Raw genomic sequence first — 13,598 nt, 5'->3', positions numbered from 1 at the left:
CCCGTCCACCGGACGGTGGACCCCGGACCCTCAGCCCCCGCTGACCTGGTGACCGTGACCGGCGGAGTCGACGGTCCGGCTCTCCCAGGCCCAGGAGGCGATCTCGACGCGATTGCGCGCGCCCAGCTTGGTCTGGACGCTCGCGACATGGCTCTTGACCGTGCTCAGCGAGATGAACAGTTCGGCGGCGATCTCCTGGTTGGTGCGGCCCCTGGCGACGGCCCTGATCACCTCGGTCTCGCGTGCGGAGAGCGGCTTGGCGGGCCGGGCGGCCCGGGAGGCCCGGGCCGGTGCGAAATCCCGCAGCAGCCGCACCGTGACCGACGGCGAGATCAGCGCGTCCCCGCTGCTCGCGGCCCGGACGGCCTCGACCAGCAGGGCCGGGCCGGCGTCCTTGAGCAGGAAGCCGACCGCACCGGAGCGCAGCGCGCCGTAGACGTACTCGTCCAGGTCGAAGGTGGTCACGATGACCACGCGCAGGGGGTCGGCGACGGCTGCGCCGGCCAGGGCGCGGGTGACCTCGATGCCGTCCAGTCGCGGCATCCGGATGTCGACCAGGCACACGTCGGGGCGCAGTCGGCGCGCCGCCTCGATCGCCTCGACGCCGTCGGCCGCCTCGGCCACCACGGTGATGTCGGGCTGGTCCTCCAGGATGAGCCGCAGGCCGCTGCGGATGATCGCCTGGTCGTCGGCGATCAGGACCCTGATGCTCACGAGCGGTCCCCCTCGGGCACGGGCAGGGTAGCGCGGATGGACCAGCCGGACTCGGGGCGCGGGCCGGCCTGCAGCGTCCCGCCCAGCGCCTCGACCCGTTCGCGCATCCCGACCAGGCCGAACCCGCTGCGGTGCGGATGCCGGGCCGCACCGGGCGGGGCGTCGTCGACGACCTCCACGGAGAGGCCGCTGGGCGCCCGGGCCACGTCGACGGTGGCCGAGCGCGCGTGCGGGGCGTGCCGGGCGATGTTGGTCAGCGCCTCCTGCACGACCCGGTAGACGGTGCTGGTCACCTCGGGCGGCCAGGGCGTGCTGTCGGCGGGCAGGTTCAGCCGGACGGCGGGCCCGTGTCCCTGCCCCTCGAAGCGCCGGACGAGATCGGTGAGCTGCTCCGGTCCCGGCGCGGTGCCCGCTCCCTCCTCGGCGTCCCGCAGCAGGCCGACCACGCGGCGCATGGCGGCCAGTGCGTCCGCACCGGCCTGCTCGATCCCGGCCAGGGTGCCGTCCAGGGCTTCGGGACTCCGGCGGGCGACGATACGTGCGGCCTGGGTCTGCAGCACCACGCCGGTGAGGTGGTGGGCGACGATGTCGTGCAACTCGCGGGCGAGGTCCAGGCGTTCCTCGCGCCGCACCGCCTCGACGGCGGCGTGGCGGCGGTAGTCCAGCAGGCGCAGCCACAACCCGGTCCCGAGCGCGACGGCCCAGCTCAGCAGGCCGAGTTGGAGCGGTCCGTGCCAGACCCCGGAGCGCGGGTCGACGGTCACCCAGTCGACGGCCATGGCGGCCATCCCGCCGACCGTGACTCCGGCCGCCGTGCGCGGCGGGAGCGTGCGCGCCGCGCTGCCGACGATCACCAGCAGCGCCAGGGCCGAGGCGGCGCCGGGCTCGCGGGGCAGGTCCGCGATCCTGGCGACCACACCGCCGGCCGCGGCGGCGGCGATGCCGACCGCTGCCGTTCCGATCCGGTGGCGCTCCCGGTACAGGGCGGCTGTGCACACCACCAGGCCGACGCAGCAGCCGAACATCCAGGCGCGGCCCTCGCCGGCGATCCGCAGCGCGAAGGCGGCGAGCGTGACCGCGAACAGCAGACCGAGCCCGAGGTCGGCCGGGGTCCACGGCCGCACGGCCGGCCGCTCTTCGGCGTCCACCATCAGGTCCACGAGCACTCGGCCAGGCTACGCGGCCGGGGCGCTGCGCCAGAGGGGCCGAAAGTACGATCCGCGGCGCGGGCGAGTGTGCTTTCGGCCGATGCGGCGGCCCGGCCGCACGCAGAAGGCTCGGGCCATGCCTCCTTCACTGCCACCCGGCGCCCTCGTCGCCGCGTCGGATCCGAACAGCGTCCACTACGGCCCGGTGTTCTACGTCTTCTGCGGCGTCGTGGTGATCGCCTTCCTCATCGTCTTCTTCGCCGTCGGCCGCTTCCTGCTCCGACGCATGGACCGCCGCTCGCACGGCGGATCGTCGTGGAACGGGGAGAACTGATGACTCCCGGGACTCCGGTGCTCGAAGCACGGGCCCTCAGCAAGCGCTACGGCCGCCGTCAGGCCCTGACCGACTGCGACCTGACCGTCCCGCGGGGACGGGTCGTCGGCCTGGTGGGGCCGAACGGCGCCGGGAAGTCGACGCTGCTGCAGCTCGCCTGCGGACTGATCGCGCCGACCTCGGGCAGCATCCGGGTGCTGGGCGCTCGTCCCGCGGCGGACGCCGCGCACCTGGCCAAGGTCGGCTTCGTCGCACAGGACACGCCGGTGTACGCCGGGCTGACCGTCGGGGAGCACCTGCGGATGGGCGCCAGGCTCAACCCGGCCTGGGACGCCGCGTTGGCGGAACGGCGGATCGAACGGATCGGCCTGGACCCCGTGCAGAAGGCGGGCCGGCTCTCCGGCGGCCAGCGCGCCCAACTCGCCCTGACCGTCGCCGCCGCCAAGCGGCCCGAACTGCTGATCTTCGACGAGCCCGCGGCCGCGCTGGATCCGCTGGCCCGGCGCGGGTTCCTGGAGAACCTGATGGAGTTCGTCGCCGACCTCGGCGCCAGCGCCGTCCTCTCCTCGCACCTGCTCGCCGATGTGGAACGGGTCTGCGACTACCTGATCGTGCTGTCCGGGGCCCGGGTGCAGGTCGCCGGAACGGTGCAGGAGCTGCTCGCCGGCCACTACCGCTTCTCCGGCGGCAGCGGCAGCGGCAGCGGCACCGGTGGCGGCATCGACAGCGGCGGCAGCCTGCCGCCCGGCGTCCAGGTCATCGCGGCCGAGCGCACCCGGGGCGGCAGCACCCTGGTGGTGCGCGTCGACGACCCGCGTCCGCCCGTCGGCTGGAGCGTCGAGCCCGTCGACCTGGAGGAGCTGGTGCTGGCCTACATGACCCGGGCGGGCCTCCCGGCCGCCCGTTCCGCCTCGACGGTTCCGGGGGTACCGCGATGATCTGGCTGACCTGGCGTCAGTTCCGAACCCAGGCACAGGTCGCGCTCGCCGCGGTGCTGCTGCTCGGCACCTACTTGGTGCTGCTCGGCCTGCAGATCCGGAGCCGGCACCACAGCGTGCTCGCCCAGTGCCGCAGCCATGGCAACTGCCCGGGCCTGCTGGCCTCGTTCACCAGCGAGTTCCAGCTCCAGGTCTCGCTGCTGGGCTACGTCCTGCTCATCGTCCCCGGCGTCCTCGGAATGTTCTGGGGCGCCCCGCTGATCACCCGTGAGCTGGAGCTCGGCACCCATCGCCTGGTGTGGAACCAGAGCGTGACCCGGGGGAGGTGGCTGGCGGCCAAGCTCGGCATCGTCGGCCTGTCCAGCATGGCGGCGGCGGGCGTGCTCAGTCTGCTGCTGACCTGGGCGGCAAGCCCGTTCGACCAGGTCGAGGCGGATCGGTTCTCCCCTTCGCTGTTCGCCGCGCGCAACATTGCACCGGTGGGCTACGCCGCCTTCGCCTGCGCCCTGGGAGTGACCCTGGGGCTGCTGGTCCGCCGGACCCTGCCGGCCATGGCGCTGGCCATGGTGCTGTTCACCGTGGTCCAGATCGTCGTCCCGAACCTGATCCGTCCGAACCTGGCCGCTCCGGTCGGATCCTCGGTGCGGCTCACCTCGTCCGAGCTGTCGACGCTGAACTTCCTCGGGCAGTACGGGACCGTCGGCGGCCTCAAGGTGCCCAGCGGCGACTGGGTGGTGTCGACCAGCCCCATGCTCAATGCCGCGGGGGCGAACGTCGGCCACACCGCCATGTACGCCGGCTGCATCGACAACTCGGTCCAGTCGGCGATGCTCGCCTGCCTGAGCAGGGCGAATCTGCATGTGGACCTGACCGTCCAGCCCGCCCGCCGCTACTGGAGCTTCCAGTGGTACGAGACGGGTCTCTTCGCGCTGGCCACCGCGGTGCTGGTCGGCCTGAGCTACTGGCGGATCCGCGGCCGGCTCGCCTGAGCCGGGCCCGAGGCCGCACCACGTCGCCCCTGTGCGGCACATCCCGTACCGCACAGGGAGTAGCCCAGGTGTCGCCCGTGGCCCGACGCGGGTCGACCCCTGCGCGCGGTCTCCTGAAAGGGACAGTTGCACACCGCGCGTGAAGGAGTTACCGCCATGGACCTCAGCACGCCACCCGCAGGGGCGGACCACCGATGATCGAGCTACGGGAGCTGACCAAACGCTACGAAGACAAGACGGCGGTGGACTCGCTGAGCTTCGCCATCCGGCCCGGCCAGGTCACCGGCTTCCTGGGCCCCAACGGCGCGGGCAAGTCCACCACCATGCGCCTGATCCTGGGCCTGGACCGGCCCACCGGCGGCCAGGTGCTGGTGGACGGGCGGTCCTACGCACAGCTGCCCGCTCCGCTGACGCACATCGGCTCGCTGCTGGAGGCGTCCGCCGCGCAGGGCGGACGGACCGCCCGCGACCACCTGCTCTGGCTGGCCCGGAGCAACCGGATCCCGGACCGGCGGGTGGACCAGGTGCTGGCCGCCGTCGGCCTCCAGGACGTGGCCCGCAAGCGCTCCGGCGGGTTCTCGCTGGGCATGGGGCAGCGGCTCGGGATCGCCGCGGCGCTGTTGGGTGATCCGCCGGTGCTGATGTTCGACGAGCCGGTCAACGGGCTGGACCCCGAGGGCATCCTGTGGATCCGCAACCTGATGAAGGGGCTGGCCGCCGAGGGCCGCACGGTCTTCGTCTCCAGCCACCTCATGAGCGAGATGGCGCTGACCGCCGACCATCTGGTGGTCATCGGACGCGGACGGCTGCTCGCGGACGTGCCGATGGAGGAGTTCATCGACCGCAACGCCCGCAGCTACGTGCGGATCCGCACCCCGCAGCCGCAGGCCCTGCTGGACGCACTCGACTCCCGGGGCATCACTGCCGTCCGCGCCCCGGACGGCAGTTGGGAGGTCGAGGGCAGCGACCCGGCCGCGATCGCGGCGCTGGCCGGCGCCGGCGGTGTGGTCCTGGAGGAGCTCAGCCCGCAACGCGCCTCCCTGGAGGAGGCGTTCATGCGGATGACCGCGGACGCGGTGGAGTACCACGCCGACGCCACCCTCAACGGCGTCCGGCCTGCCGCAGACCTGACCGAATCGGCGACGACAACGACGGGAGCCACCTCATGACCACGGCAATCCTCAACGGGGCGGCGCATCAGCCCGCACGCGCAGCGACCCCACCCCGGTGGTCCGACGCGATGAACGCCGAGTGGACCAAACTCCGCACCCTGCGCGGCCCGCGCTGGACCCTGCTCGCCGGTCTGCTGGCCACCGTCGGCGTCGGCGCCCTGATCTGCTTCTTCATGAACCGCAACTTCGCCAGCGTGGTCTCCGACGGCAAGCCGTTCGAACCGGTGCGCACCAGCTTCGCCGGCCTGGTCCTGGGCCAACTCGCCATGGTCGTCCTCGGCGTGACGATGATCGGCGGGGAGTACGCGAGCGGGATGATCCGGCTCTCGCTGACCGCGGTCCCTAACCGCACGGTCTTCTACGCCGCGAAGGCCGCGGTGTTGGCCGGGGTGACCTTCCTGGTCGGTCTGGTCGCCGCGTTCACGGCGTTCTTCGTCGGCCAGGCGATGCTGGGCGACCACGGCGTGTCGCTCGGCGCTCCGGGCGTGCTGCGGGCGGTGCTCGGCGGCGCCGTCTACCTGATGCTGATCGCCCTGCTGTCGCTGGGCGTGGCGACGATGCTCCGACGGCAGACCCTGGCCCTGGGCATCCTGGTCCCGTTCTTCTTCCTGGTGTCCGGCATCCTGCAGGCCATCCCGGGCGTCACGGCGGCCACCCAGTACCTGCCCGACCAGGCCGGACAGCGCTTCCTGCAGATCCACCACCAGTCCAAGGACGCCTACGGCCCCTGGACCGGCCTGCTCATCACCGTCCTCTGGGTGGCCGCCGCACTCCTGGGCGGCTGGTTCGTCCTCCGCCGCCGCGACGCCTGAGTCCGGGGGCCGAGGAGTGGGGCCGGCTGCAGCGTCAGCGCTCGGCTGCCAGGCGGACGCCCAGGCCGATGAAGACGCCGCCGGTGGCGACGTCCAGGCGGCGGCGGGCGGTCCGGCGGCGGCCGAGCCAGCTGCCGATGCGGCCGGCGAAGAGGCCCACGGTTCCGTCGACCAGGAACTCCAGGGCGACGAAGACCGCGCCGAGGATCATGAACTGCAGCCAGACCCGGCCGAGTCCGGGGTCGACGAACTGCGGGAGGAAGGCGATGGTGAAGGTGACCATCTTGGGGTTGACCAGGTTGGTCAGCAGGCCGCGCAGGTAGGCGCGGCGGCCGGACATCCCGGTCGCACCGGCGGCCTCCGGCCGGTCCTGGCCGCGGTGGCGGATCGCCTGGACGCCGAGGTGGACCAGGTAGGCGGCGCCGACGATGCGCAGCGCGGTGAAGGCGGTCGGCGCGGCGGCGAAGAAGGCGGAGAGTCCCGCGGCGGCGAGCGTGATGTGGACGACCTCGCTGGTGGCGACCCCGGCGGTGGCGAGCAGCCCGGCACGGGCACCGCCGCGTATGCCGCAGCCGAGCACGAAGAGCATGTCGGGGCCGGGGCTGACCATCGCGACGAGGGTGGTGAGCAGGAACAGGACGAAGAGGTGCTGGTCGACTGGCATGGGCCGATGCTTGCGCCGGGGATGCGGCCGGGCAAGCCATATTCGGGGAACGAGACGCCGCGCCACCCGCACACTGGCGGTATGACCGTCTCACTGCACCACATCGTGGTCGACACCGCCGATCTGCCCGGGCTGGCCCGGTTCTGGGCGGCGGTGCTGGACTGGCGGATCCTCTCCGAGCGCGAGCGCGAGGTGGTGATCGGGCCGGCTCCCGACGCCGCGGTGGGGATCTGCTTCATGCCGGCGGCGCAGGGCAAGGCCGGCAAGAACCGGCTCCATCTCGACCTGAACCCCGGCCCGGGGGAGCGGGAGGCGGAGATCGCCCGCATCCTCGCGCTGGGGGCCCGGCGGGTGGACATCGGCCAGACCGGAACGGAGTCCTGGACGGTGCTGGCCGACCCCGAGGGCAACGAGTTCTGCGTGCTGCGCGAGAAGCGGACGCTGATCTCCTGAGACACCGGTGGATCTTCCCGGGTGCGGACCGTGCCGGGGTCGCGCAGCCTTGATCCATGGAGAATCCCGACCCGATCGTCATCGTCCTCCCGCCTGAGACCGGTCCGGACGGCACCGGCCGCAGGGTCCAGCTGGGCCACAACGTGGTGGCGCTGGCCGAGAGCCTGGCCGATGTCGAGAAGCTGCTGGACATGGCCGGTCTCACCGAGTGGTTCGAGCTGGACCCCACCATCGTCGAGTGGCGGCTCGGCGGCCCGGACGACTGGCCGGCGGCGCAGCCGGGGCCGTCGGCACCGGGCGGCAGCTGGCCCGACGGCGGTCCGATCTCCTGGCCCTCGGACGGCGCTGACCAGGCGTGACGAGTCGATCCGGCTTAGCGTGGGTGGCATGAACAGCACCGCAGAGATCCGGGCGGACGTCCTGAAGTCGATCCGCAGTTTCCTCAGCGCCGGCGTGGTCTTCCATCCCACGGTCACCGACCTGTGCCGGTTCAAGTCCTACGACGGGCAGGCCACCGAGCAGGCGCTGCGCGACCTCGCGGACGCGGGCACCATCGGCATCGGGATGCCGCAGGGCGAGCCGCGACGGGTGACCTGGGTCGCGACCAACTGACCCGCACCCGCAGCGCCCGGGCCGCCGCGGTCAGATCGCGTAGCTCCAGACGGTGATCATGTACGCGCCGTACCAGCACCCGAAGACGGTGGCCGCCGCCAGCGTCAGCACCGCGGTACGGCTGCGGGTACGGGCGATCGAGCGGGCCAGCGGGACCAGGAACACCAGGGCCGGGAGCAGCAGCCGCAGCTTGGAGTGGTAGTAGTTGCTCTGGCAGAGCGTCAGCACCACGATGCTGGTGCCGTAGACCACCAGCGGCGGCCAGCTGCCGCGCTGCCAGGTGACCAGGGTCGCGCAGACCAGGGCGATGAGCAGGACGGCGGTGCTGACCGGGACCCAGCCGTCGCCGGTGGCCAGGGTCTGCACCAGGAAGTCCCAGATCGCCCGGCCGTTGTCCCACTGGGTGCCCCAGCCGGCGCCCTGGATCTGGAACCAGGCGTCGACCCGGCCCACCCGCAGCGCCACCCAGAGCAGGTAGAGCGGGGTCCCGGCACAGCCCAGCACCAGCGCGGCGAGCGGCCGCCAGCTGATCCGGCGCTCCCGCACCAGGTGCAGCAGCACCGCCACCCCCAGCGCCACCACGGCGGCGACGGCGGCCGGCCGGGTCAGGCCGACCAGCAGGGCGAGCAGCCCGGCGGTGAGCCAGGCCCGCCGGTGGGCGGCGAGCAGCATGCCGGCGGCCAGCGCCAGGAACAGCGACTCGCTGTAGGACATCAGGAAGACCAGCGCCATCGGCTGCGCGCCAGCCAGCAGCACGATGGCGACGACCGCGGTGCGCCGCCCGTACAGCCGGGTGAACAGCTGCAGCACCACGATCAGCGCCGCGATCAGGGCGAGGTTGGCGGTGACGATGCCGGCCATCGGGATGTCCAGCCGGGTGACCTCGTGCACGGCTCGGACCAGCATCGGGTAGAGCGGGAAGAAGGCCAGGGTGTTGCCGGTGAGCTTGCCCGAGGGGTCGTAGCTGAAGCCGTGCGGGTAGCCGTGGGTGGCGATGTCCAGGTAGAAGCCGCCGTCCCAGGTGGTCAGCCGGTTCCGCAGGCTCGGACCGCCGGCCGGGATCATGGCCGACAGCAGCAGCAGGTGCGCGGCGGTGGACGCGGCGTAGACCGCCAGCGCGGGCCAGACCAGCAGGGCGACCCGTCGTGTCCGGCTCCGGGGCGGCGCGGCGTGCTGCGCTGCCGGGGCATCGCCGGCCGCGGCGGCGTCCGCTTCGGTGGTGCTGCTGGTCATCGTCGGTCGAGCCGTTCGGGTCGGGTCGGTCGGGTGGGGTCGGTTGCGTGGGGTCGGTCGGTTGGGAGTCGCCCCGCTGCCCGGGACGGGACTCAGCTTTCCACATGCGGCCCGCAGGGACGGTGCAACCGGCTCCGAAACGGTCGGGCCGGGATTTCACCTGATCGGGCGAGCTCTCCCGGACCGGGGACCCGGCGAGGTGTGTGCGACCTAGCGTGAGGAGAGATCCAGGTACGGATCCCAGGTACGGAATCCACGTACGGATCCCATGGTGGGACCGCTCGACGAAAGGCCCGGCCCGCGCATGCCTCAGCCCTTCACGCTTCCTGACTTCTACATGCCGTACCCGGCACGGCTCAACCCGCATCTCGAGAGCGCCCGCGAGCACTCCAAGGCCTGGGCGCGCGACATGGTCATGATCGAGGGATCGGGGATCTGGGACGAGGCGACCTTCGACGCCCACGACTACGCCCTGCTCTGCGCCTACACCCACCCCGACTGCTCGGCCGAGGAGTTGGCGCTGGTCACGGACTGGTACGTCTGGGTGTTCTTCTTCGACGACCACTTCCTGGACATCTTCAAGCGCACCCGGGACATGGCCGGGGCCAAGGCCTATCTGGACCGGCTGCCGCTGTTCATGCCCGAGCCCGCGGCCGGGGCGGCGGCGGGAGCCGGCGGCGCGCCGGAGCCGGGCAACGCCGTCGAACAAGGCCTGGCCGACCTCTGGGCCCGGACCGTGCCGTCGATGTCGGCCGACTGGTGCGGCCGGTTCCGTGAGAGCACCCGGGCGCTGCTGGAGGAGTCGCTCTGGGAGCTGGGCAACATCAACGAGGGCCGGCTGTCCAACCCGGTCGAGTACATCGAGATGCGGCGCAAGGTCGGCGGCGCGCCCTGGTCGGCGGACCTGGTGGAGCACGCCGTCGGCGCCGAGGTACCGGCCGCGATCGCGGCCAGCCGGCCGATGCAGGTGCTCAAGGACACCTTCGCGGACGGGGTGCACCTGCGCAACGACCTGTTCTCCTACCAGCGCGAGGTCGAGGACGAGGGCGAGCTCGCCAACTGCGTGCTGGTGCTGGAGAAGTTCCTGGGCTGCAGCACCCAGGAGGCCGCCGAGGCCACCAATGACCTGCTGAGCTCGCGGCTGCGGCAGTTCGAGCACACCGCGCTGGCCGAGGTGCCGCCGCTGCTGCTGGACAGCGGGGCCGACCCGCAGTCCTGCCTGGACGTCGGGCTGTATGTGAAGGGCCTTCAGGACTGGCAGGCCGGCGGCCACGAGTGGCACATGCGTTCCAGCCGGTACATGAACGGCCACGCGGGTGCTGCGGGTGCTGCGGGCGGTCTCGCCGGTGCGGCCGGCGTGACGGGTACCGCCGGCGTGACCGGAGCCGGCGGTACGGACGCCGCGGCCGCGCGGCTGCTGGCCGGGCCGCTCGGGATCGGCACCTCGGCGGCCCGGCTGCTGGGCTCGATCGCGGAGTCGCTGCCGCGCCGGGCCCGGCAGCACGGCAACGTCCCGCACCGGCCGGTCGGCCACCTGCCGCTGCCGGACTTCACCATGCCCTTCGAGCTGCGGATGAGCCCGCACCTGGACGCCTCCCGGGCGCACACCCTGGACTGGGCCGCACGGATCGGCCTGACCGGGACCGGCATCTGGACGGTGGAGGAGATGCGCGGCTACGACTTCGCGCTGTGCTCGGCCGGGATCCACCCGGACGCGACCCGGGAGCAGCTGGACCTCACCAGCGACTGGCTCGCCTGGGGCACCTACGGCGACGACCTCTATCCGGTCCTGTTCGGCCGCGGCGCCGGCGGTGCGGTCGCGGCCAAGGCGTGCACCGAGCGGCTGTCCCTGTTCATGCCACTGGAGACGGACGGCCCGGTGCCGCTGTCGACGCCGGTGCCGACGAGTCCGCTGGAGACCGGCCTGGCGGACCTGTGGGCCCGTACCGCCGCGCCGATGGACGTGCCGGCGCGGCGCCGCTTCCGGGACACCGTCGAGGCGATGACCAGCAGTTGGCTGTGGGAGCTGGACAACCAGCGGCTGAACCGCATCCCCGACCCGGTCGACTACATCGAGATGCGCCGCAGGACCTTCGGCTCGGACCTGACGATGAGTCTGTCGCGGATCTCCCACGGCGGGACGGTGCCGCCCGAGGTCTACCGCAGCCGTCCGGTGCGCGCCATGGAGAACGCCGCCGCCGACTACGCCTGCCTGCTCAACGACGTCTTCTCCTACCAGAAGGAGATCCAGTTCGAGGGCGAGGTCCACAACGGGGTGCTGGTCGTCGAGAACTTCCTGGACTGCGACCGGGAGGCCGCGGCCGAGGTCGTCAACAACCTGATGACGGCCAGGATGGAGCAGTTCCAGCACATCGTCGAGCTGGAACTGCCGGCGCTCTACCAGGACTTCGACCTGTCCGAGGAGGCCAGGAGCACGCTGGCCGGCTATGCCGCCGGGCTCAAGGACTGGCTGGCCGGCATCCTCAACTGGCACCGGGGCTGCTACCGCTACGACGAGGCCACGCTGCTGCGCCGCGCGGGGGTGGCAGTTCCTCCGCTCCCCGCGGGGGGCGCCGCACTGCGGCCGACCGGATTCGGCACCTCGGCGGCCGGTCTCGCCGACGCGCTCCGAGCCGGTGCCGGCGCCGGAACCGTCAGGCTCCCCGCGCAGCGCGGGCTGGCGGCGCAGCGCTGACCGGGCCGGTGCTCAAGGGCGGGGCAGTGCGGCCGCCACCTCGCGCAGCACCTCGGCGGCCCCGCCGACCAGGGGGTCGCCGTGCCCGAAGCAGGCGGTGTCCACGTCCTCCAGCGCGCTCAGACGGTGGAAGGAGGCGATCGCCCGCTCCCGGTCGGTGTTGAACACCCCCAGCATGGTGCGGCCGTCGACGTTGGCGACGGCGTCCCCGGTGAGCAGCACCCCGTGCAGCGGCAGATGGACGGCGATGCTGCCGTCGGTGTGTCCGGGCACGGCGACGATCCGCGCCCCGCCGCCGAAGTCGAGGACGTCGCCGTCGTCCAGCTCGCGGTCGACCCGGGCCGGCGGGGTCGGCGGGAGCGCGGGCAGGCCGGCGGCGATCGGGAGCTCCCAGTCGAGCAGCACCGGCGGCGAGATGGGGATCTCACCGCGGATCACCGGTGCGTCCGCCCGGTGGGCCAGGACGGAGGTGTCGGCGGCCCAGGCGCCGATCTCGGCGGCGGCCCCGTAGTGGTCCGGGTGACAGTGTGTCAGCACCACCCGGCGCAGCCCGGCCGGGTCCAGGCCCAGACCCCTGATCGCCTCGGCGACGGCCGGGCCGGAGCCCACGATGCCGGTGTCGATCAGGGTCAGCTCGCCGCCGTCGTTCCAGAGGTACGCGTGGCCGACGGGGAAGGGGAGGTGGAAGAGGCCGGGGACGATCACGGAGGCATCCATGACAGCAGCCTAGGCCGCCGCCCCGGCCGCTCCCCTACCCTTCTGCTGCGGGCGAAGGGAGTCCGGAGAGCACGTCCAGGGCGCGGTCCACGTCTGCTGAGGTGGTGTAGAGGTGGAAGGCGGCGCGGAGGTTGCCTGCGCGGTTGGACATCACCACTCCGGCCCGGGCCAGCTCGGCCGCCGCGGTGCCCAGGCCGGGGGTCGACACGATGGCGGACTCGCCGGGCACCGGACGGTGTCCCAGCCCGGCCAGACCGGCCCGGAAGCGCTCGGCCAGGGCCAGGTTGTGGGCGCCGATCCGGGCCGGGGTGAGCTCCTCGATCAGTGCCAGCGAGGGGGCGGTGCCCGCGAAGGCGTGCCAGGCCGGGGCCACGTCGAACCGTCGTGCGCTGGTGGCCAGCCGGACCGTGTCGTAGCACTCCGCCCAGGGGTCCTCGCCCGCGTACCAGCCGGCGGCGATCGGCCGCAGGTTCGCCGCCGCCTCGGGGGAGACCACCAGGAAGGCGGTGCCGCGCGGCGCCAGCAGCCACTTGTAGGCGCCGCAGACCAGGTAGTCGACCTGGTCGGCGCGGATCGGCAGCCAGCCGACCGCCTGGGTGCCGTCCACCAGCAGCCGGGCCCCGTGCGCGGTGGTCGCGGCCCTGAGCGCGGCGATGTCGGCGACCCGTCCGTCCGCCGACTGCACCGCGCTGACCGCGACCAGGGCCGTGGCCGGTCCGACCGAGGCCGCCAGCTCCTCCAGCGGCACGGTGCGGACCTTCAGGTCGCCGCGGCCGTGGAACGGCTGGGTCAGCGAGGTGAAGTCGCCCTGCCCCAGCAGCACCTCGGCCCCGGCGGGCAGGGCCGCCGCGATCAGCCCGACCAGCGACGACACCTGCGAGCCGATCGCCACCTGCTCGGGTCGCGCCCCCACCAGCCGGGCGAAGCAGGCACGGGAGGTGCCGACCGGGATGTCGTAGCGCACCGGGTTGGCGCGCCCGGCCGCCCACTCGGCGAGGTCCTCGGCCAGCACGGCCCGGGTGCGGGCCGGCGGCAGGCCCATCGAGGCGGTGTTGAGGTAGGCGGTCTCCGGCGCGAACTCGTCCGGTGCGAGGGAGGGGATCGGGTCAGGGCTCAT

15 protein-coding genes are annotated in these 13,598 nt (G+C 73.0%); 9 read left to right on the top strand and 6 right to left on the bottom strand.

What is annotated here, in order from left to right:
• Positions 1–30 precede the first annotated feature (30 nt).
• Entirely contained in the window at positions 31–714 is a 684-nt protein-coding gene (locus tag IF29_RS0131585; protein WP_030262021.1) for a response regulator, read from the bottom strand.
• Positions 711–1,880, bottom strand: a complete 1,170-nt coding sequence (locus tag IF29_RS0131580; RefSeq protein ID WP_198037603.1) for a sensor histidine kinase — start codon at positions 1,878–1,880, stop codon at positions 711–713. Before IF29_RS0131580 ends, IF29_RS0131585 begins: the two co-directional genes overlap by 4 nt.
• A gap of 118 nt (positions 1,881–1,998) precedes the next feature.
• Between IF29_RS0131580 and IF29_RS42545 the strand changes: the two genes are divergently transcribed.
• The 5 genes from IF29_RS42545 (at position 1,999) to IF29_RS0131555 (ending at position 6,107) form a co-directional block, all read left to right on the top strand.
• Positions 1,999–2,196, top strand: coding sequence for a hypothetical protein (locus IF29_RS42545; protein ID WP_037597307.1), 198 nt, complete (start codon positions 1,999–2,001; stop codon positions 2,194–2,196).
• Complete coding sequence (locus tag IF29_RS42540; RefSeq protein WP_051726276.1) at positions 2,196–3,134, top strand: ABC transporter ATP-binding protein; 939 nt, start codon at positions 2,196–2,198, stop codon at positions 3,132–3,134. Before IF29_RS42545 ends, IF29_RS42540 begins: the two co-directional genes overlap by 1 nt.
• Positions 3,131–4,123: an ABC transporter permease subunit gene (locus IF29_RS0131565; RefSeq protein ID WP_030262016.1), complete on the top strand. Its 993-nt coding sequence runs from the start codon at positions 3,131–3,133 to the stop codon at positions 4,121–4,123. The genes IF29_RS42540 and IF29_RS0131565 overlap by 4 nt, the downstream gene beginning before the upstream one ends.
• A 194-nt stretch (positions 4,124–4,317) precedes the next feature.
• Positions 4,318–5,292: an ABC transporter ATP-binding protein gene (locus IF29_RS0131560; protein ID WP_084715288.1), complete on the top strand. Its 975-nt coding sequence runs from the start codon at positions 4,318–4,320 to the stop codon at positions 5,290–5,292.
• Between the two features lie 71 nt (positions 5,293–5,363).
• Positions 5,364–6,107 carry an ABC transporter permease gene (locus tag IF29_RS0131555; RefSeq protein WP_030262013.1) on the top strand — a complete coding sequence of 248 codons (744 nt, stop codon included), beginning with the start codon at positions 5,364–5,366 and terminating at the stop codon, positions 6,105–6,107.
• Positions 6,108–6,141: 34 nt separating this feature from the next.
• On the opposite strand, the gene IF29_RS0131550 is transcribed toward IF29_RS0131555, so the two are convergent.
• Positions 6,142–6,771, bottom strand: coding sequence for a LysE family translocator (locus IF29_RS0131550; RefSeq protein ID WP_030262010.1), 630 nt, complete (start codon positions 6,769–6,771; stop codon positions 6,142–6,144).
• An 81-nt stretch (positions 6,772–6,852) separates the two neighbouring features.
• Here IF29_RS0131550 and IF29_RS0131545 point away from each other — a divergent pair, with 81 nt between their 5' ends.
• From IF29_RS0131545 to IF29_RS0131535, 3 genes are read left to right on the top strand one after another with little or no spacing between them, the layout of a single operon-like run.
• Entirely contained in the window at positions 6,853–7,224 is a 372-nt protein-coding gene (locus IF29_RS0131545) for a VOC family protein (protein ID WP_030262007.1), read from the top strand.
• A gap of 56 nt (positions 7,225–7,280) precedes the next feature.
• Positions 7,281–7,583 (top strand): hypothetical protein, encoded by a 303-nt coding sequence (locus tag IF29_RS0131540; protein WP_051726275.1) that lies wholly within the window; start codon positions 7,281–7,283, stop codon positions 7,581–7,583.
• Between the two features lie 28 nt (positions 7,584–7,611).
• Complete coding sequence (locus tag IF29_RS0131535; RefSeq protein ID WP_030262002.1) at positions 7,612–7,836, top strand: hypothetical protein; 225 nt, start codon at positions 7,612–7,614, stop codon at positions 7,834–7,836.
• Between the two features lie 30 nt (positions 7,837–7,866).
• On the opposite strand, the gene IF29_RS0131530 is transcribed toward IF29_RS0131535, so the two are convergent.
• Complete coding sequence (locus tag IF29_RS0131530; RefSeq protein ID WP_232242684.1) at positions 7,867–9,069, bottom strand: hypothetical protein; 1,203 nt, start codon at positions 9,067–9,069, stop codon at positions 7,867–7,869.
• A gap of 304 nt (positions 9,070–9,373) precedes the next feature.
• Here IF29_RS0131530 and IF29_RS0131525 point away from each other — a divergent pair, with 304 nt between their 5' ends.
• Positions 9,374–11,764, top strand: a complete 2,391-nt coding sequence (locus tag IF29_RS0131525) for a terpene synthase family protein (protein WP_157624024.1) — start codon at positions 9,374–9,376, stop codon at positions 11,762–11,764.
• A 12-nt stretch (positions 11,765–11,776) separates the two neighbouring features.
• Here IF29_RS0131525 and IF29_RS0131520 read toward each other — a convergent pair whose 3' ends face one another.
• Complete coding sequence (locus IF29_RS0131520; RefSeq protein WP_030261994.1) at positions 11,777–12,481, bottom strand: MBL fold metallo-hydrolase; 705 nt, start codon at positions 12,479–12,481, stop codon at positions 11,777–11,779.
• A 34-nt stretch (positions 12,482–12,515) separates the two neighbouring features.
• Positions 12,516–13,598: an aminotransferase class V-fold PLP-dependent enzyme gene (locus IF29_RS0131515; protein ID WP_030261991.1), complete on the bottom strand. Its 1,083-nt coding sequence runs from the start codon at positions 13,596–13,598 to the stop codon at positions 12,516–12,518.

It is taken from the genome of Streptacidiphilus jeojiense (assembly GCF_000719095.1).
GTDB lineage: Bacteria > Actinomycetota > Actinomycetes > Streptomycetales > Streptomycetaceae > Streptacidiphilus > Streptacidiphilus jeojiensis.
The sequence above is the reverse complement of the archived record's forward strand: the minus strand, read 5'-3'. Positions and strand labels throughout refer to the sequence as shown.